Raw genomic sequence first — 17,346 nt, 5'->3', positions numbered from 1 at the left:
ATCCAGACTCCATAAAAACTGATGGGTGGTGAGGGTTCAGGCTCCTCACTACACAGCGAATTTCGGAATTAACTACGATCGTGGGATGTTCTTCGGTGATTTTGGCCTTCACTACACAAGTTCTCAATGGGCGTCGTTCATGAACGATGAAAAAATGCCCGATTACTTCACGAATTCACTTGGAATCGGTGTGCGTTTCAAGGGGGTCGGATTCTTCAAAAACCCCGTGTTCAGGCTGAATGCGAATAATCTCACCGGCGCGTTTCTCCGCACGGGCGTCGCAAGCGTCGTCAATAACGCTCGCGAGACACTTGGAGTCTATGGAAACGCGATTGCATCGTCCGGTGGCGCGACCTATTATTTATATCCGCGATTCAATATTACGGGTACAATATCGTCCTCTTTTTGATCTCTGAACTATATTGGATGGTAAGTATGATCAGGTTTCTATCGAACGCTGTCATCTTCCTGGGATTGGCTGGTGTCTCCCTCGTGACGGGCTCGACGGCAGGTGCGGCAACGCCCTCATTCGCGGGCATGTGTTTATCCTTTGTGGGGAACCACAATGCGAACGGCAATGCGTACACCGTGACCAAGGCGTATTTTGGTAACCGGAACGCGCCCATCAAGGTCCGGCCGGCTCAGGAAAATGCGTCTGCGACTGCCAGTTTCGACGTCTCTGTGAACCGCCCCATGTGCCTGCTGAAGGTCATGGTCGGTCCTGGGGCGGATAATGGGCCGAATCAACCGTCTACCTCCAGGGGCATAGGGCTGGAAGTATGGGTCCCGGCGCCCGATAATTGGAACGCGCGATATTTGGGCGTTGGTGAAGGCGGTTATGCCGGCATTCCCAGCGTGCAGGATACAGGCGAGCTGAGTGCGCTCGGCATTTCGGCGCTCCGTGCCGGGGAAGACGGCTTCTTGACTGTCGATTCGGACGACGGCCATTCGGTTGGCGGCGGGGCTGATGGAAGTTTTGCGTTTCGCCCCAATGGCAAGCTGAACTGGCCGCTTCTCGAGGATTGGGCGTATCGAAACCTCCATATGATGGTCCTGACCGCCCGCGACATCTCGCGCAGCTTCTATGGACGCGAGCCGAAATTCTCCTATTGGAGCGGAGGCTCGACCGGTGGTCGCGAGGGTCTCATGCTGGCGCAACGATATCCTCGTGATTACAATGGTATCATCAGCGCCTATCCGGCAATAAACTGGCCGAGTTTCGTGCCGTCCATCATGTGGCCCCAGGTCGTAATGCAGCGCGATCTCGGTCATCCGATATCGCCGGGAAAACTCGATCTGGTGACGCGACGTGCGATTGCAGCATGCGATACTCTTGTTGCGGGAAAGCATGACGGCTTCATCAGCGATTTGGCGTCGTGCCACTATGATCCCACGAGCGATACAAAGCTTCTTTGCCCGGAAGCGGCGGCTCACAGTGACTCCTGCCTGACTCAGAAAGAGGCGGTGGCCGTCAACAAGATCTGGTATGGACCGACGATCGACGGAAAGCCCATCTCTCCCGGTTCTGCGAATGGATTCGAGCCGTCGCTGCGCCTCGGTCACCTCTGGTATGGATATAATCGTGGTGCGATCTTGTTCAACTCGCCGTTGACCTATGGAGTCGGACCGGCGGGTGTGACGCCATTCACTATCGGCGCGCATTGGTTGGCGATCGCGGCCGACGATCCGGCACTTGCGGACAAGTCGCTGAAGAACGGCTCAACTCTTGTCCGTGATGGCTGGAAGCAATTGGATTACACGGGAGATAGGTCTTTCGTCAGTGTTTTTATCCGCTCGTTGCAGCAATTCGGTTCGATGAACGGCACAGATAGCGTCGATCTGAGAGAGTTCCATAAAGCAGGCGGCAAGATTATTCATTGGCATGGTCTTGCCGACAATCAGATTCCCGTCGGGGGGTCGGTCAATTATTATGAACGCGTTTCGGATGCCTTCGGAGGTTTCGACAACATAAAGAGCTGGTATCGTTTTTTTCTGGCGCCCGGATTGGGGCATGGACGTAGTGGCGCCTCCGGTCTCCATCCTCCTGTGCCTGGCGGGAATGCGAATGATGGATTTGGCATCAATTACGCAATTCTTCCGATCCTGGAGAAATGGACCGAGGCTGGAGTCGCCCCGGATGTCATTGATGTCTCAACCCTTGATGGGGAGGTCGGGGATCGCTTTTGGTGCCCTTACCCCGCGCATCTTGCGGCTCATGGTACGAAACCGACTTTTACCTGCTCGGTGGGTCCATAAGGCGCTCTTTTATCGCTAGGGCGGCATCGGGGCATTGACCTAAGCAAACGCAGATGGAGTGGGTCTGATGAGATTCGTTCTTGTTCATGGTGCTTGGCATTATGGAGAGTTATGGAAGCCGGTCCGCGATGCCCTTGAAGCTGCTGGCCACGAAGTGCATACGCCGACAGCAGGCGGCTTGGGCGTTGGAGACAGGCCGGATGTCGATTTACGCGGTGCCGCTGCTCCGATTATCAGGTATATCCGCGAGACGGACCTCAAGGATTATGTGCTGGTCGGCCATAGCTGGGGAGGCTATCTCATTTCGCGTATTGCAATTGAAATGCCTGAGCGTCTTCGCAGGCTCGTCTATTTCGCGGCATTCGTTCCGAAGCATGGTCAAGCGCTTGTGGACGAAATTCCACCATATCTGCGGAACGCTCTTGAACTGAACGCGTCGGAGCGGGGCGACGGTTCGATCGTTCTGCCATTTTCTGTATGGCGCGACGGCTTCTTTGGTGATGGAACCATCGAGCATGCAAGGGAAATCTACGCCGCACTTAGACCCCAGCCGTGGCGTACGTTTACCGATAGGGCGGATATGGCCGGTTGGGAAAATGTGCCTCAAAAATTCAGTTTTCTGGCACCATCAGAAGACAATGACCTTTCTCAAGGAGAATGGGGACGTCACCCGCGTCTCTCAAACAGGTTGGGAGTCTTCCGCTTGACAGGCATCCGTGGCAGTCATGAGGTTCTCCTCACGCATCCCAAGCGGACCGCACGCGCATTTATCGAGGCGGGGCGCGACTGATCGCGTTACGCCGGGGGGGGGCTTCGAGGCGGCCTTCGTGTTGCGCAATTGAATCTTCAGTCGGTGGGTCGTCGTTGGGGATAGTGGATCTTATCGCCTCGTGCCGCTCGCATGCATAAGAGTTTCTACGTTTGTAAGACAGGATCAGAACATATTGCTTGCGGTTTTCCCGCACGCAAGCGATGGCCGGTGACGCAATAAATGTTGCGTAGGACCGATTATAGGCGGGAATTGAAGATCTGGAGAGAGAGGATCATCGCGTCGTGACGCAAATACCCCGACATACCCTTCTGTCTGCGGCGCGCGATCTCGCGGAAGGGCGTACAACCAGCCGCGACTTGGTCGAGGACGCGCTGGCCCGAATTGCCGACCCCGATGGTGAAGGCGCGCGGACGTTCATGGCGGTGCATGCGCATGCGGCGCGCCTGCGGGCCGATCACATGGATGCCCTGCGGAAGGATGGGCGGGCTCCGTCCGCATTTGCCGGCTTACCGATGTCCGTCAAGGATCTGTTCGACGAGGCCGGTGTCGTCACGCGCGCAGGTTCGCGCGTGCTGGAGGACAGCGCCCCTGCCATCGGCGACGCGCCCGCGATCGCGCGGCTGAACTCGGCCGGCATGATCTCCGTTGGCCGGACGACGATGACGGAATTCGCGTTCTCCGGCGTCGGTATCAACCCGCATTACGGGACCCCGGCCAATCCGTGGCGGCGTACGGAGAGCCGGGTGCCGGGTGGGTCTTCGTCCGGAGCTGCCATATCGGTTACTGATGGAATGGCGTTGGTTGGTATTGGCAGCGATACGGGAGGATCCTGCCGTATTCCGGCGGCGCTGACGGGCCTGGTCGGTTTTAAGCCCACGGCATCGCGTGTCCCTCGGGCCGGGACGGTCCCGCTCTCATCAACGCTCGATTCGATTGGAAGCATTGCTCGCAGCGTGGCCTGTTGTTGGGCGGCCGACAGCCTGATGGCCGGGGGCGGCGCAAGCCTGCGGGATGCGCCGGCAGGTATGGGAGGAGCGCAGCTGAGACTGGGTGTGCTGACTAACTATGTCTTGAATGATATGGACGAGACGGTCGGGCGTACATGGGAGGCTTGTCTGAGCCGTCTTGCGGTTCGCGGAGCATCTCTCATCGACGTAAGCTGCCCTGCGTTGAGTGATATTCCGGTGGCCAATAGCAAGGGGGGATTTCCGGCTCCCGAATCGTTGGCCTGGCATGCACCACTCCTGCAAACACGGCGTGCCGACTATGATCCCTTCGTCCTGCGTCGCATACTGCGTGGGCAGGAACAGAGCGCCATCGATTACATAGCTCTTCATGAGAGCCGGCAGCGTATTATGCGGCGTGCTGCGGATTGCCTGGACTGCTATGATGCCGTCATTATGCCGACAGTTCCGATTGTGGCTCCCCGTCAGGACGAATTGACTGACGATGGTCACTACGCGGCGATCAATATGCTGCTGCTGCGCAATCCGACGGTCGTAAATTTCCTCGACCGGTGTGCCGTCAGCATTCCATGCCACACTCCGGGAGAAGCACCCGTAGGGCTGACGCTCATGGGGCGCCATGGAGACGACCAGGCGTTGTTGCATATTGCGGCCGGGATCGAGCATGCGCTCGTTATCTGACTTGAAGTGGGCGGGAATGCTTCGTTCGCGCCTTGATCGATCGACCGCGACGGCTCACTCGTTCAAAAAATCCATGAGCATTAACGAAGCCTGTGCTCCAGAGATCAACTGGGCCATTACTCGTGTAAGTTCCATCATCTGATCGCGGGAGAGGCTTCGGAATATCGTATCATTGACCGGGACCTGTACCTCGGCAAGTTGCGCGAGTAGGTCCCTGGCCTTTGGGGTCACTGAAAGGATCACGCGTCGCCGGTCGTTTTTGTTTGGCAGCTTTTTGACCAGTCCAGCGGCTGCGAGCTTGTTGACGGCTATCGTCACGAAGGCACCGCTGAGGTTCAGATGTTCAGCCAGTTGGGCTATCCCTATCGCGTCGCTTTCCATATGGGCGATCGAGATCAGAGCCGTGTATTGCGTGCCGCTGAGGCCGATATGACGCCCCAGTTGATCTCTGTTCGACTGAATAAGGGCCGAAAATGCCAGAAAACGATGTAACATCTCACGAAAAATGCGATCCGAACCATTCACCATGAGTTCGGGACGAGACACGGTAAGCGGAGATGCAGGGTGATCGCCCTTCATTTCAATGATGTCGTTGACAGAGGCTAGAGAGTTATTTCGTTTTTTGCTCATTTTTCCAAATTAATACTTAATATTGATACAAGAATCATCCGGGTTGCGTATTCAGAACTGGTGCATGACAGGACCTCATGTTGTGGCGATGGAAATCACATATAGCTATTATGGCGCAGGCCGACCAAGTCTGCCACCCTGTGCGGTCAAAGAGATCACTGGTCATGGTGAGGGCATAAGAACGAGTGTGACAACCGCCGGAGCCGCAGCTAAGATCATGCTGTACGCAGAACGGTTGGAGCAGGAGCCTCAGGCGCAGGCCGATTCGCAGGGAAGACGAACGGCAAGGGAGCGTCGGAAGAGGATAACACCGAAACCGTGGTGAAGCTGCGGCGGATGATCGGGCCAGTCGTCATGATGCCGATGGCCGGACGGCCCGGATCGCCGTTCTTTCTTTGTTCGCCATGCATCGGGCAGCAGGCATGGCGGGCTCTCAGGCCGGGCCGCGCGACGCCGACAGGCTCGCTTCCAGCCCTTCCTGGCGGATCAGGTCCTTCTTCGACAATTTGCCGATCATCGTCCTGGGCAGCGTGGGGCGGAACAGGATCTCCCGCGGGCGCTCGATCTTCGACAGATGGCGTTCCAGATGCGCAAGCAATGCCCCTTCATCGACCTGCGCCCCCGGCTTCAGCGCCACGTAGGCCACCGGCACCTGTCCCCAATAGGCGTCCGGAACGCCGATCACGATGACCTCCGACACCGCCGGATGCAGATACAGCGCGTCCTCGACCGTGCGCGGATAGATCTTGTAGCCGCCACAGATGATCATGTCCTTCAGCCGGTCGACCAGGAACAGGTACCCGTCCCGATCCAGGTATCCGACGTCGCCGGTGCGCAAAAACCCATCCTCGGTCAGCGGATCGGCCGTCTCCTCGCTGGGCCAATAGCCCAGCATGACCTGCGGTCCGCGCACGCAGACCTCGCCCGCCATGCCTTGCGGCAGGACTCTGCTGCTGTCCTCCGGGTCGCGGATCTGCAACGTGGTGCCCTCCAGGACCGTGCCGCACGAACCGTCGCGCGGCGCGCCGATCGGCGTCAGGGTCAGCACGGGCGACGTCTCGCTCAGCCCGTACCCCTCGATCACGGAGCTGCCGGTAAAATGCTCGAACCGCGCGCGCAGCGCCGGCGGCAGCGGCGCCCCGCCCGAGCAGACCAGGCGCAGGCTGGCGAAATCCTCGCGCCGGACGGTGTTTTCCTTCAGCAGCGCGGTCAGGATGCTCGGCACCGCGGGCAGGGCGGTAATCCGCGCGCGGCGCAGGCATTTCAGCACCGCCCCGGCATCGAAGCGCGGCTGCAGATAGATCGCCTCGCCCCGCAGGATCGGCAGCATCATGACCGCCTGCAGCGCAAAGACGTGAAACAGCGGCAGCACGCCCAGGAAACGCTGCGGCGTGGGCAGTTGCCCGCCCAGATGATGGTCGATCTGGATCGCGTTGGCCACGATGTTGCGGTGCGACAGCATCGCCCCCTTGGGCAGGCCGGTGGTGCCTCCGGTATATTGCAGCACCGCGACGTCCCGCGCCGGATCGATCGGCACCCGGGGCAATACCGTGCGGGATTCGATCAGCGTCCCGTAATAGACATGGCGCGGCCCGGCACAGCGCGGCACGATGTCGTGCCGCTTCGCGACGCGGTACAACGCGGCCTTCAGCTTCGGCAGCGCCTGGTCGATCGGGCAGATGACGATCTTCTCCACCCCCGTATCCCCGGCGCCGTGCCGCACATGGTCGAAGATCATCCTGACATCGGCGGTGACCACCATCCGTGCGCCCGAATTGGCGAAGATCCGGCGCATCTCGTCATCGGCATAAAGCGGATTGACATTGACCACGACGGCACCGATCCGCAGGATCGCGAAAAACATGATGACGGAATAAGGCGTGTTGGGCAGGCACAGCGCCACCCGGTCGCCCTTGCGCACGCCCTGGTCCAGCAATCCCGCCGCCGCGCGCTCCGCCTGCCGCCACACTGCGCGATAGGTCAGGCGCGCACCCAGGAAATCGATCGCCGGCGCGTCCGGGGCGCGCCGGGCGGACCGCTCCAGGATGTCCCACACCGTCATGTCCTGTTCGGCGGGGACGGGATCGTTCTGCATGGCCGAGACCTTTCCAGAACATAAGTCGAAGCGCAGCTTGTCTTCGTACTTTTGGAAAACCTCCTGTATTTGTCTTTAAAGTCGTGTCTCAGAACCTCAGATGGCTGCCCAGGGCGACGACATTGGCGCTGTCGTGATAGGTTCCGGTCAGCGTGCCGGCTTCCGGGGCCGACGTTGCGTCGATCGGCGCCGCCGGCGTGAACAGATGGGCATAGGACAGTTCCAGCGACAGGCGCGGCAGCGGCGTGTACTCCACGCCGCCCGACAGGGTATAGCGGTCGCTGTCCGGCGCCTGCGTGATCCGCGTCGCCGCGTCGGCGCTGGCGGACTGGTCGTAGCTGAAGCCGCCGCGCAGGGTCACGGCCGGGGTCAGGCGATAGGTTCCGGCAATGCCGCCGAACCAGGTGTCGCGCCAGTTGACGGCAAAGGACGTCGATGCTCCGCCCGGATGGTCGGTGGTGAAATTCAGTTCGGACAGTAGCGACCAATGCGTCCATTCCCCCTGCAGGCTGACCGACAGCCGGTCGGTCACGGCGCGGGTCACGCCGAAATCGACGCTGTCGGGCAGGGTGATCTGGCCGGAAACATGCCCGCCCGCTTCGGCGAATGCCGCGCGCACGAAGGGGATCTGCGCCAGGACGGGCGCCGCGGCCAGTTGCGTGCGGCCCGACAGCGCAATCCCCATGCGCGAATGATAGGCAACGCCGATCCGCGTGCGGGAATCCGGCATATAGAGCATGCCCGCGACATAGCCGAAGGCAAAGCCGTTGCCGCTGATATCGGCCACGCTGTTGCCCGGGATCGGCCCCGACGCCAGGTTCACCGACGCCAGGTTCACCGACGCCAGGTTCAGGGCCCTGGTAAAGCGCCCGGTCAGGAAATCCATGCGCGGGCCCAGCCCGATCGACAATTTCGGCGTCAGGCGATAGGACGCGGCCAGCGTCAGGTCATAGTCGCTGACATGCGTCACCAGGCTCTGGTAACGGCCCACCCAGTCGGTGGGATAATTCATCCGCACCCCATAGGGCACGGTCACGCCGAGCCCGATCGCCAGCCGGTCCGTGACCTTCCATGCGCCGAATGACCCGCCGCTGCCGCTGGGGTCGATATTGCCGCCGCCGGTCGAACCCGGGGTCGGCCGGCCGTCCGCCCCCCGGTTCCGGCCCGAAAAACGCGCGGTTGGGTCGATATAGAAGACATTGCCATAGAATTCGCTGGACGGCAGCAGCGACAGGCCGGCCGGATTCAGGCTGACCGTCGCGGCGTCGCCGGCGCGGCTGACGCCGCCGACATAGGCATTGGCGGTCGATGTCGCATCGCCGTCCCGCAGCGCCAGCCCCGCCGCATGCGCCCCGGGCGCCAGCATGGACAAGGCGATGGGCGACAGGATGACGGGACGCAGGGCAGTCAAGGCGGGGGCGAGCAGAAATGTGCCGGCTTTCGGCGGTTTCATCGTCATGTTTGTTTTTTCCTTTCCCACCCGCGACGCGTCCCGGAAGCGCATCGGCAGGCGGGGGGCACCCTGGCCTTACCAAGTGACGATTACGTCACATCAGTTGGCGCGGGTGGCAGTGCATCACAAGGGAGGACCCCACGGGGGCATGGAGATCAAGAATTATTGTATGGAAGCTTTTTCAGGACACAAGAAAAAGTTACGAGACAGGGAAGCAGGCCGCGCATTGTTCGCGGGTGATGGCGTTCCACATGACGTAAGCGTCAAAATATTGCGCAAAATCGCGTCGATCCGCTCCGATCGCGATGGAGGTCCGGCCGATGAAGAATGTCGTTGTCGCCGGGTTCGCGCGCTCGCCCTTCCACCCCGCCCGCCGGGGCGCGCTGGCCGGGATGCGGCCGGACGACCTGCTGGCGCAGGTCTTTCGCGGGCTGGTCGAACGGAGTGGCATCGACGCGGCCGACATCGAGGACGCCCTGGTCGGCTGCGCCATGCCCGAGGGCGAGCAGGGGTTGAATCTTGGCCGCCTCGCCGCCCTGCTGGCCGGCCTGCCCCTGTCGGTGGCGGGCGCGACGATCAACCGGTTCTGTGGCTCATCCATGTCGGCGATCCACATGGCGGCCGGCGCCATCCTGGCGGGCGCGGGCGATCTCTTCCTCTGCGGCGGGGTCGAGAGCATGAGCCGCGTGCCCATCGGCGGCTTCAATCCGCTGCCCAATCCGGCGCTCGCCAGGCTTTATCCCGGCGCCTATGCCGACATGGGAACGACGGCCGAAACCCTGGCCCGTAAATACGAAATCTCCCGCGCCGAGCAGGAGGCTTTCGCCCTGCGCAGCCAGGCCCGCGCCCGCGCCGCGATCGAGGCGGGGCATCTGGCCGACGAGATCATCCCCGTCACCACGCCCAAGGGCGAGGTCGTGGCCGATGACGGCTGCCCGCGCCCCGACAGCACGGCCGAAGGGCTGGCGGCGCTGAAGCCGGCCTTCGACGCCCAGGGCAGCGTGACGGCCGGCACGTCCTCGCCCCTGACCGACGGCGCCGCCGCCGTGCTGGTCTGCACCCGGGATTATGCCGACGCGCACGGCCTGCGGGTGCTGGCGCGCGTCGTCGCCCTGGCCGTGTCCGGCTGCGCGCCCGAAATCATGGGCATCGGCCCGGTCCAGGCCACGCGCAAGGCGTTGCGGCGCGCCGGCATCGGCGTCGAGGCCCTGGACGTGGTGGAACTGAACGAGGCGTTCGCCAGCCAGTCCCTGGCCTGCATCCGCGACCTCGGCCTGCGGGAGGAAACGGTCAATATCGACGGCGGCGCCATCGCGCTGGGCCATCCGCTGGGCGCCACCGGCGCGCGGATCGTGGGCAAGGCCGCGTCCCTGCTGGCGCGCACCGGTGGCCGCTACGGGCTGGCCACCCAATGTATCGGCGGCGGCCAGGGCATCGCCACGGTGCTGGAGCGGGCGTGATGCGGCACGACGCACCCACCGGCGCCCCGCCGAACGGCAAAACCGCGATCCGCCGCGTCTGCGTCGTCGGCGCGGGGGTGATGGGGTCGGGGATCGCCGCGCAGGTGGCCAATGGCGGCGTACCGGTCCTGCTGCTGGACCGCGTGGCGGGTCCGGACCGCGACGCGCTGGCGCGCGGCGCGGTCGAACGGATGCGCGCATCCGATCCCCCGCCCTTCATGTCGCCCGGCGCCGCCCGGCTGGTCGCGACCGGCAATATCGAGGACGACCTGGCCGCAATCGAAACCTGCGACTGGATCATCGAGGCGATCGTCGAGGACCCGGCGGCCAAGCGCAACCTGTATCGCCGCCTGGACGCCGAACGCCGCCCCGGCACGCCGGTCAGCTCGAATACCTCGACCATCCCGCTGGACGCGCTGCTTCAGGACCTGCCCGAACATATCCAGCGCGATGTCCTCATCACCCATTTCTTCAACCCGCCGCGCCATATGCGCCTGATGGAACTCGTCCATGGGCCGCGGACCGACCCCGCGCACGTCGCGCGCATCGCCGGCTTCGCGGATCGCGTGCTGGGCAAGACGGTGGTCATGGCCAAGGACCGCCCGGGCTTCATCGCCAACCGGATCGGCGCCTTCTGGGTGCAATGCGGCATCCAGGCGGCGATCGCCCTTGGCCTGACGGTCGAGGAAGCCGATGCCGTCCTCTCGGCGCCGTTCGGCATTCCCAAGACCGGGATCTTCGGCCTGTCCGACCTGGTCGGGCTGGATCTGATGCCGCAGGTCGACCGCAGCATGCGGGCCCGCCTGCCGCCCGCCGACCGGTTCGTCACCGAACTGGCGCCTGTGGCACTGATCGAAACCATGGTCGCCGGCGGCTATACCGGCCGCAAGGGCAAGGGCGGCTTCTACCGGCTGGACCGGACCGGCGGAAGCCGGGCCGCGCCGGTCAAGCAATCGATTAATCTCCGCACCGGCGCCTATGCCCCGTCCGAACGGGTCACGCTGCCCGCCGCCCTGCGCGCCGATCCCGCCGCCCTGCTGGCCGCGCCGGACCGGCTGGGCGCGTTCGCCCGCCGCGTCATGGGCGAAACCCTGGCCTATGCCGCCGGCCTGGTGCCCGAAATCTGCGACGACGTCGCGGCCGTCGACCTGGCCATGGAACGGGGCTTCGGCTGGGCCCAGGGTCCTTTCGCGCTGATCGACCGGATCGGCGCCCCCGCCTTCGCGGCCTTGCTGCGCCGCGAGGCCATCCCCGTGCCCGCTCTGGTCGAACGGGTCGGCTCCGGCGGCTTCTATCGCGACACCGCGGACGGGCGCCGCGTCTTCGGCCTCGACGGGCAGTACCACCCCCTGGTCCGGCCCGAGGGCGTGCTGCTGCTGGACGATCTCCGCCGCCGTACCCGCCCGGTGTTCCGCACCGGTTCGGCCAGCCTGTGGGACATCGGCGACGGCATCGCGTGTTTCGAAATCACCACCAAGATGAATGTCTTCGATGACGGCGTGATCGCCACCCTCGACCGGGCGCTGGACAGCGTCGGGGAAACGTTCCGCGGCCTGGTGCTGTATTCCGACGCGCCGAATTTCTCGGCGGGCGCCGATCTGGGCCTGGCCCTGTTCGCCGCCAACATCGCCGCGTGGGATCAGATCGAAAAACTCATCCGCGCGGGCCAGGCCGTTTTCCAGAAGCTGAAATACGCCCCGTTCCCCGTCGTCGCCGGCCCGGCCGGCCTGGCGCTGGGCGGTGGCTGCGAAATCCTGCTGCATTGCGATGCGATCCAGGCCCATGCGGAACTCTATGCCGGGCTGGTCGAATGCGGGGTGGGGCTGGTGCCGGGCTGGGGCGGCTGCGGCCAGATGCTGGACCGGCTGGCCCGTGACCCCCTCACGCCCCGCGGGCCGGTCCCCGCCGCCCGCGGGGTGTTCGAAATGGTCGGCACCGCCCGCGTCTCGACTTCGGCCGCCGATGCCAGGGCGATGCATATCCTGCGCCCGGGCGACCGGATCACCATGAACCGCGACCGGCTCCTGGCCGACGCCAAGGCCCGCGCGCTGGCCCTGGTCCAGGACTACGTCCCCCCGGCGCCGCCCGAATTTCACCTGGCCGGCCCGTCCGGGCAGCTCGGCTTCGCGATGGCGGTCGCGGCGCTGCGCCGCCAGGGCGCGGCCACGCCCCACGACGTCACGGTCTCGGCGGCGCTGGCGCGCGTTCTGACCGGCGGCGCCCACGACCCGGCCGAAACCCTGTCCGAGACCGCCTTGCTGGACCTCGAACGCGACGCCTTCCTCGGCCTGATCCGCGCCACGCCCACGCTCGACCGGATCGAACACATGCTGGAAACCGGCAAACCGCTCAGGAACTGACCAAAGGGCACGGACCATGCAGACCTATGCCGCCCCCCTGCGCGACATGCGCTTCGCCCTGACCGAACTGCATGATGTCGCGGCCCTGACGGCGCTTCCGGCCTTCTCCGACCTGGATGCCGACGCCATCGCCACCATCCTGGAAGCGGCCGGCAAGCTCGCCACCGAAGTGCTGCTGCCGCTCAACGCCCCCGGCGACGCCCATGGCTGCACGCTGGAAAACGGGGTGGTGCGCACCCCGCCCGGCTTTCGCGCGGCCTATGCCGCTTTTCGCGCCGGCGGCTGGAATGCGGTCACCGGCGACCCGGCCTATGGCGGCCAGGGCCTGCCCCAAACGGTGGGCATGCTGGTGTCCGAAATGATCTGCGCCGCCAATCTGTCCTTCTCGCTCTATCCCGGCCTCACGGCGGGGGCCACGATTGCGATTGACAGATTCGCGTCCGACGCGCTTCGCGCGCTCTACCTGCCCAAGCTGACCCAGGGCATCTGGGCCGGCACGATGTGCCTGACCGAGGCCCATTGCGGCACCGATCTCGGCCTGCTGCGCACCCGCGCGGTGCCGGCCGGCGACGGCAGCTACCGCCTGACCGGATCGAAGATCTTCGTCTCGGCCGGCGAGCACGATCTGACGGAAAACATCGTCCACATGGTCCTCGCCCGGCTGCCCGGCGCGCCGCCGGGCATCAAGGGGGTCAGCCTGTTCCTGGTGCCGAAATACCTCCCCGGCACCGATAGCGGCCCCGATGGCGGTGTCGGCGCGCGCAACGGCGTCACCTGCACGGCGCTCGAGCACAAGATGGGCATCAAGGGCTCGGCCACCTGCCAGCTCAGCTTCGACGATGCCCAGGGCTGGCTCGTCGGCGCGCCGCACAAGGGCATGCACGGCATGTTCACCATGATGAACAGCGAACGGCTCGGCGTGGGTATCCAGGGGCTGGGCCTGATCGAAGCCGCCTATCAAAGCGCCGTCCGCTACGCCCGCGACCGGCTCCAGGGCCGCGCGCTGCCGGGCCCCCGGCGGCCGGACCTGCCCGCCGACCCGATCATCGTGCATCCCGACGTGCGGCGCATGCTGATGACGATGCGCGTCCATGCCGAGGGTTGCCGCGCGCTGGGCGTCTGGGTCGCCAACCGGCTCGACGCCGCCGAACACGCGGCGGACGCCCGCGCCCGCCGCGACGCCGAGGATTTCGTGGCGCTGATGACCCCGGTGGTCAAGGCCATGTTCACCGATTTCGCGGTCGAATCCGCCAATCTGGCGATGCAGGTCCATGGCGGCCACGGCTATATCCGCGACCACGGGATCGAACAATATGCGCGCGACGCCCGCATCACCCAGATCTATGAGGGCACGAACGGGATCCAGGCCCTGGACCTGGTCGGCCGCAAACTGCCCGCCCATGCCGGGCGCAGCCTGCGCGGCCTGTTCCATCCGATCGCGGATTTCATCGAAAATATCAGGGCCGATCCGGACATGGAAAAATTCGCGGCCGGGCTCGAGCGCGCCTTCGGCACCCTGCAACTGGCCACCCGCCACATCGCGACCCGGGGCCTGGCCGACCCCGAGGAAGCCGGGGCGGCCGCCGGCGACTATCTGCGGCTGACGGGGCTGGTCGCGCTGGCCTATCTCTGGGCCCGCGCGGCCCGGATCGCCATCGCGCGGCACGGCGCGGCCGGGCCGGACCAGACTTTCTACGCGGCCAAGCGCATCTCGGCCGAATTCTTCTTCGATCGCATCCTGCCCGATGCCACCGCCTGCTATCTCAAGATCAGGTCCGGCAAGGCATCGATGATGGCCATGCCCGAAACCGCCTTCTGATCCACAAGACGAACGGCCAGGAAGGATCCGCCGTTTCCATCATAGGATGAATTGGTCTAACGTTCGGAATCGCATGACGATTTGAACGATGAATTGAACGGCAACGACATTGGACAGGGGGCGACATGACCGATCCCATGGGGGCCCCCGTGGAGGCCATGGACAGGCAACGCTGCTTCTCGCTGGCCGAATTGTGCCGGGAACTCGGCATCACGCCCCGCTCGCTGCGCTTTTACGAAGACAAGGGCCTGATCGCCCCGGCCAGGGCCGGAACCCGGCGCATTTATTCGATGCGCGACCGCGCGCGCGCCAAGCTGGTGGTCCGCGGCAAGCAGCTCGGCTTCACCCTGAAACAGATCAAGGACCTGCTGGACCTCTACGACGCCGATCCGCAGCACCGGGTGCAGAAGGTCGCCCTGCTGAAGGAAATCCAGAAGCGCATCAGGACATTGCACGAAATGAACGCCGCCATCGCCACCACCCTGGCCGACCTCGAAAACATCCAGCAATCCATCATCGAATCCTTCGACCGGGAAGAAGCCGCCTGAGCCAGGTTGAACGGGACCTGCCCTAATGCGCCGCGGCTTCCTTGGCGAACGCCTCGGCCGCCTCGGTCGCGATCCGCACGTCGTTCTCCTTCTTCATCCCCGCCACCCCGATCGCGCCGACGACCTCTTCGCCGACCTTCAGCGGCACACCGCCGCGCAATACCATGAAGCCTGCGGTCACGAAGGCCACGCGTCCGTTGTCGGTATTCTCCTCGGTTTCCTCCGACGGGCGTTGCAGCAACGCAGCGGTGCGCGCCTTGCCCAGCGCCAGGTCCGGACTGCCGGGCCGCACATGGTCGAAACGGTCGAACGCCATCAGGCTGCCCCCGCGATCGACGATCGCGATGGCGCAGGGCGCATGCAGGCGGGTGGCGCTGTCCATCGCGGCCCGCAGGGCGAAGTGCGCGCCGGCCCGATTCAGCGTGCCGACCATGTCGCTCAACGGCGCGGCCCGCGCGGGAGCCATCCCCAGCCCGCCCCACAGCAGGATCCCCGCCATCATGCCCAGCCTGTACGACGCCATTCGGAATTTCCATCATCCGCCAAAGGGTTTTCAGGCTTTAGACCGGATTCTCCCCGATGTGGAATAATAATCCCGTAACCTGCCACGGCAGCTCCGTTTCCGTCACGATATCCGCCGATCCCGCGCCAAAGGGCCCGTCATCAGGGGGCCCGTCATCAGCAGGCCAAGCAGCGTCAGCGCCGCGACCAGCGCCCCGGCGATGAAGGTGCCGCGAAATCCCGTCCGGTCCCACAGGGCACCCGCCATCAGGCTGGCACCCAGCAAGGCCAGCCCCGTCACCATGTCGAACAGGCCGAAGGCCGTGCCGCGCCGCTCGGGCGGCGCGGTATCGGCGACCAGCGCGGTCATCACGCCCTCGGTAAAGCCCAGATGCAGGCCCCACAGCGCGACGCCCAGCGCGGCACCGGCCAGCGTGCGCGACAGGGCCAGCCACAGATCGGCGGCGATCAGCAGCCCCAGCCCGACGGCCAGGACCGTCGGCCGCCGGACTCGGTCCGACAGGATTCCGGCCGGATAGGCCGCCAGCGCATACACGACGTTCATCACGACCAGGACCAGCGGCACCAGCGCGGGCCCCAGTCCCGTGCTGCGCGCGCGCAGCACCAGAAAGGCGTCGCTGAACTGGGCCAGCGTAAACAGCGCCGCGATCATCACCACCCGCCAATAGGGGCGCTCCAGGCCGCGCAGTTCGCGCCAGATCAACCGGCCCTTGCCATCACCGGCAGGCGCGACGCGCGGCAGGGCAGGGCGCGCCACCTCCCGCACCCCTACGATCATCACGCCAAGCGACAGGAACGCCGGCACGACCGCGCACCAGAAGACCGTGCGGAACCGGTCCGCCGTCGCCCACATCAGCCCGATCGCCAGCGCCGGCCCCAGAAAGGCGCCCACCGTGTCCAGCGATTGCCGCAGCCCGAAACTGGCGCCGCGCACCGCCGGCGGGGCGATATCGGCGATCATCGCGTCACGCGGCGCGCCGCGAATCCCCTTGCCGACCCGGTCGATGCAGCGCGCCATTGCCAGCCACCCGGCCGATCCGGCCAGCGGAAAGATCGGCTTGCTGCACGCGGCCAGCCCATAGCCGATCGCGGCCGGCAGCTTGCGCCGTCCCAGCCGGTCGCTCAACACGCCCGAGGCGATCCGGGTCAGCGACGCCGTCGCCTCGCCGGCCCCTTCGATCAGCCCGATCGTCAGCCCGGACAGGCCCAGGACGTTCAGCATATAGACGGGCAACAGCGCATGGATCATCTCGGACGAGACATCCATCAGCATCGACACGATCCCCAGCGTCCAGACCCCGCGCGGAACGGCATGCCAGCCCGAACGCGGCGCATTCTCCGACATCGCTCACCCTCCCAGGGCCGGAACGCCACTCCCCCAGGCGCGTTCGCCGGTCAGGCGCGCGATTCAAGCACATGCCGGTCCAGAACCCGCCGGTCCAGAATCCGCTGGCGCAGATACAGAAACAGCGGCAGCCCCAGCGACACGCCCACCCCCAGCGTGGCCGGCAGCACGATCCACCACCCGCGCATTCCCAGCCGCCGGGCCTCCAGCCGCGCGAACAGCAGAAACGCGACGGCGGACACCACAACGTCGCGCACGAAGAACCGGCTGATCGGATTGGCCGCCATGTCGCGGACGAACAGGGCCGGCGCCAGGCCATGCGCGCCCAGCCACGGCACGAAGGCCGCATAAGGCAGGACCAGGCCCACGATGCACAGGGCAAGATAGAGATGGCGCGGCGTCATCACGATGATCCTTCTGATGGGCCTTCTGACGGGCCG

The 17,346-nt window shown here is 64.8% G+C and carries 14 protein-coding genes; 8 read left to right on the top strand and 6 right to left on the bottom strand.

Going from position 1 to position 17,346, the window contains the following annotated elements; all coding sequences use genetic code 11:
* Positions 1-139 precede the first annotated feature (139 nt).
* The 4 genes from AAC691_RS06250 to AAC691_RS06235 all read left to right on the top strand — a co-directional run bounded on the left by AAC691_RS06250 (position 140) and on the right by AAC691_RS06235 (position 4,674).
* Positions 140-409, top strand: coding sequence for a hypothetical protein (locus AAC691_RS06250; protein ID WP_342629353.1), 270 nt, complete (start codon positions 140-142; stop codon positions 407-409).
* Between the two features lie 26 nt (positions 410-435).
* On the top strand, positions 436-2,256 hold the full coding sequence (locus AAC691_RS06245; protein ID WP_342629352.1) for a tannase/feruloyl esterase family alpha/beta hydrolase: 1,821 nt from the start codon (positions 436-438) through the stop codon (positions 2,254-2,256).
* A 67-nt stretch (positions 2,257-2,323) separates the two neighbouring features.
* On the top strand, positions 2,324-3,046 hold the full coding sequence (locus tag AAC691_RS06240) for an alpha/beta fold hydrolase (protein WP_342629351.1): 723 nt from the start codon (positions 2,324-2,326) through the stop codon (positions 3,044-3,046).
* Between the two features lie 272 nt (positions 3,047-3,318).
* Positions 3,319-4,674 carry an amidase gene (locus AAC691_RS06235; protein ID WP_342630161.1) on the top strand — a complete coding sequence of 452 codons (1,356 nt, stop codon included), beginning with the start codon at positions 3,319-3,321 and terminating at the stop codon, positions 4,672-4,674.
* A gap of 54 nt (positions 4,675-4,728) precedes the next feature.
* Here AAC691_RS06235 and AAC691_RS06230 read toward each other — a convergent pair whose 3' ends face one another.
* The 3 genes from AAC691_RS06230 to AAC691_RS06220 all read right to left on the bottom strand — a co-directional run bounded on the left by AAC691_RS06230 (position 4,729) and on the right by AAC691_RS06220 (position 8,858).
* Positions 4,729-5,304 (bottom strand): MarR family winged helix-turn-helix transcriptional regulator, encoded by a 576-nt coding sequence (locus AAC691_RS06230; protein WP_176639454.1) that lies wholly within the window; start codon positions 5,302-5,304, stop codon positions 4,729-4,731.
* A gap of 433 nt (positions 5,305-5,737) precedes the next feature.
* Complete coding sequence (locus tag AAC691_RS06225) at positions 5,738-7,399, bottom strand: long-chain fatty acid--CoA ligase (RefSeq protein ID WP_342629350.1); 1,662 nt, start codon at positions 7,397-7,399, stop codon at positions 5,738-5,740.
* A gap of 88 nt (positions 7,400-7,487) precedes the next feature.
* On the bottom strand, positions 7,488-8,858 hold the full coding sequence (locus AAC691_RS06220; protein WP_342629349.1) for an outer membrane protein transport protein: 1,371 nt from the start codon (positions 8,856-8,858) through the stop codon (positions 7,488-7,490).
* 314 nt (positions 8,859-9,172) lie between these two features.
* Between AAC691_RS06220 and AAC691_RS06215 the strand changes: the two genes are divergently transcribed.
* The 4 genes from AAC691_RS06215 to AAC691_RS06200 all read left to right on the top strand — a co-directional run bounded on the left by AAC691_RS06215 (position 9,173) and on the right by AAC691_RS06200 (position 15,039).
* Positions 9,173-10,312 (top strand): thiolase family protein, encoded by a 1,140-nt coding sequence (locus AAC691_RS06215; RefSeq protein WP_342629348.1) that lies wholly within the window; start codon positions 9,173-9,175, stop codon positions 10,310-10,312.
* Positions 10,312-12,672 carry a 3-hydroxyacyl-CoA dehydrogenase/enoyl-CoA hydratase family protein gene (locus AAC691_RS06210; RefSeq protein ID WP_342629347.1) on the top strand — a complete coding sequence of 787 codons (2,361 nt, stop codon included), beginning with the start codon at positions 10,312-10,314 and terminating at the stop codon, positions 12,670-12,672. Before AAC691_RS06215 ends, AAC691_RS06210 begins: the two co-directional genes overlap by 1 nt.
* A gap of 16 nt (positions 12,673-12,688) precedes the next feature.
* Entirely contained in the window at positions 12,689-14,491 is a 1,803-nt protein-coding gene (locus AAC691_RS06205; RefSeq protein ID WP_342629346.1) for an acyl-CoA dehydrogenase C-terminal domain-containing protein, read from the top strand.
* A 125-nt stretch (positions 14,492-14,616) separates the two neighbouring features.
* Positions 14,617-15,039 (top strand): MerR family DNA-binding transcriptional regulator, encoded by a 423-nt coding sequence (locus AAC691_RS06200; RefSeq protein WP_342629345.1) that lies wholly within the window; start codon positions 14,617-14,619, stop codon positions 15,037-15,039.
* 22 nt (positions 15,040-15,061) lie between these two features.
* On the opposite strand, the gene AAC691_RS06195 is transcribed toward AAC691_RS06200, so the two are convergent.
* From AAC691_RS06195 to AAC691_RS06185, 3 genes are all read right to left on the bottom strand, one after another.
* The gene (locus AAC691_RS06195) at positions 15,062-15,562 is read right to left on the bottom strand and encodes a heme-binding protein (RefSeq protein WP_342629344.1); all 501 of its coding nucleotides are present in this window, start codon (positions 15,560-15,562) and stop codon (positions 15,062-15,064) included.
* A 102-nt stretch (positions 15,563-15,664) separates the two neighbouring features.
* Positions 15,665-16,906 carry an MFS transporter gene (locus tag AAC691_RS06190; RefSeq protein WP_342629343.1) on the bottom strand — a complete coding sequence of 414 codons (1,242 nt, stop codon included), beginning with the start codon at positions 16,904-16,906 and terminating at the stop codon, positions 15,665-15,667.
* Between the two features lie 50 nt (positions 16,907-16,956).
* Positions 16,957-17,310, bottom strand: coding sequence for a DUF2834 domain-containing protein (locus AAC691_RS06185; protein ID WP_323991629.1), 354 nt, complete (start codon positions 17,308-17,310; stop codon positions 16,957-16,959).
* Positions 17,311-17,346: the final 36 nt, after the last annotated feature.

The sequence above is a fragment of the Nguyenibacter vanlangensis genome, assembly GCF_038719015.1.
Taxonomy (GTDB): Bacteria; Pseudomonadota; Alphaproteobacteria; order Acetobacterales; family Acetobacteraceae; genus Gluconacetobacter; species Gluconacetobacter vanlangensis.
This window is presented reverse-complemented; position numbering and strand designations above follow the sequence as displayed.

What these genes read in the sequence shown, in the direction of transcription:
- AAC691_RS06250 (WP_342629353.1), top strand. Translation starts at nt 140, where the DNA reads ATGAACGATGAAAAAATGCCCGATTACTTCACGAATTCACTTGGAATC.
- AAC691_RS06200 (WP_342629345.1), top strand. Translation starts at nt 14,617, where the DNA reads ATGACCGATCCCATGGGGGCCCCCGTGGAGGCCATGGACAGGCAACGC.
- AAC691_RS06190 (WP_342629343.1), bottom strand. Translation starts at nt 16,906, where the DNA reads ATGTCGGAGAATGCGCCGCGTTCGGGCTGGCATGCCGTTCCGCGCGGG.
- AAC691_RS06215 (WP_342629348.1), top strand. Translation starts at nt 9,173, where the DNA reads ATGAAGAATGTCGTTGTCGCCGGGTTCGCGCGCTCGCCCTTCCACCCC.
- AAC691_RS06230 (WP_176639454.1), bottom strand. Translation starts at nt 5,304, where the DNA reads ATGAGCAAAAAACGAAATAACTCTCTAGCCTCTGTCAACGACATCATT.
- AAC691_RS06210 (WP_342629347.1), top strand. Translation starts at nt 10,312, where the DNA reads ATGCGGCACGACGCACCCACCGGCGCCCCGCCGAACGGCAAAACCGCG.
- AAC691_RS06220 (WP_342629349.1), bottom strand. Translation starts at nt 8,858, where the DNA reads ATGACGATGAAACCGCCGAAAGCCGGCACATTTCTGCTCGCCCCCGCC.
- AAC691_RS06185 (WP_323991629.1), bottom strand. Translation starts at nt 17,310, where the DNA reads ATGACGCCGCGCCATCTCTATCTTGCCCTGTGCATCGTGGGCCTGGTC.
- AAC691_RS06195 (WP_342629344.1), bottom strand. Translation starts at nt 15,562, where the DNA reads ATGGCGTCGTACAGGCTGGGCATGATGGCGGGGATCCTGCTGTGGGGC.
- AAC691_RS06205 (WP_342629346.1), top strand. Translation starts at nt 12,689, where the DNA reads ATGCAGACCTATGCCGCCCCCCTGCGCGACATGCGCTTCGCCCTGACC.
- AAC691_RS06240 (WP_342629351.1), top strand. Translation starts at nt 2,324, where the DNA reads ATGAGATTCGTTCTTGTTCATGGTGCTTGGCATTATGGAGAGTTATGG.
- AAC691_RS06245 (WP_342629352.1), top strand. Translation starts at nt 436, where the DNA reads ATGATCAGGTTTCTATCGAACGCTGTCATCTTCCTGGGATTGGCTGGT.
- AAC691_RS06225 (WP_342629350.1), bottom strand. Translation starts at nt 7,399, where the DNA reads ATGCAGAACGATCCCGTCCCCGCCGAACAGGACATGACGGTGTGGGAC.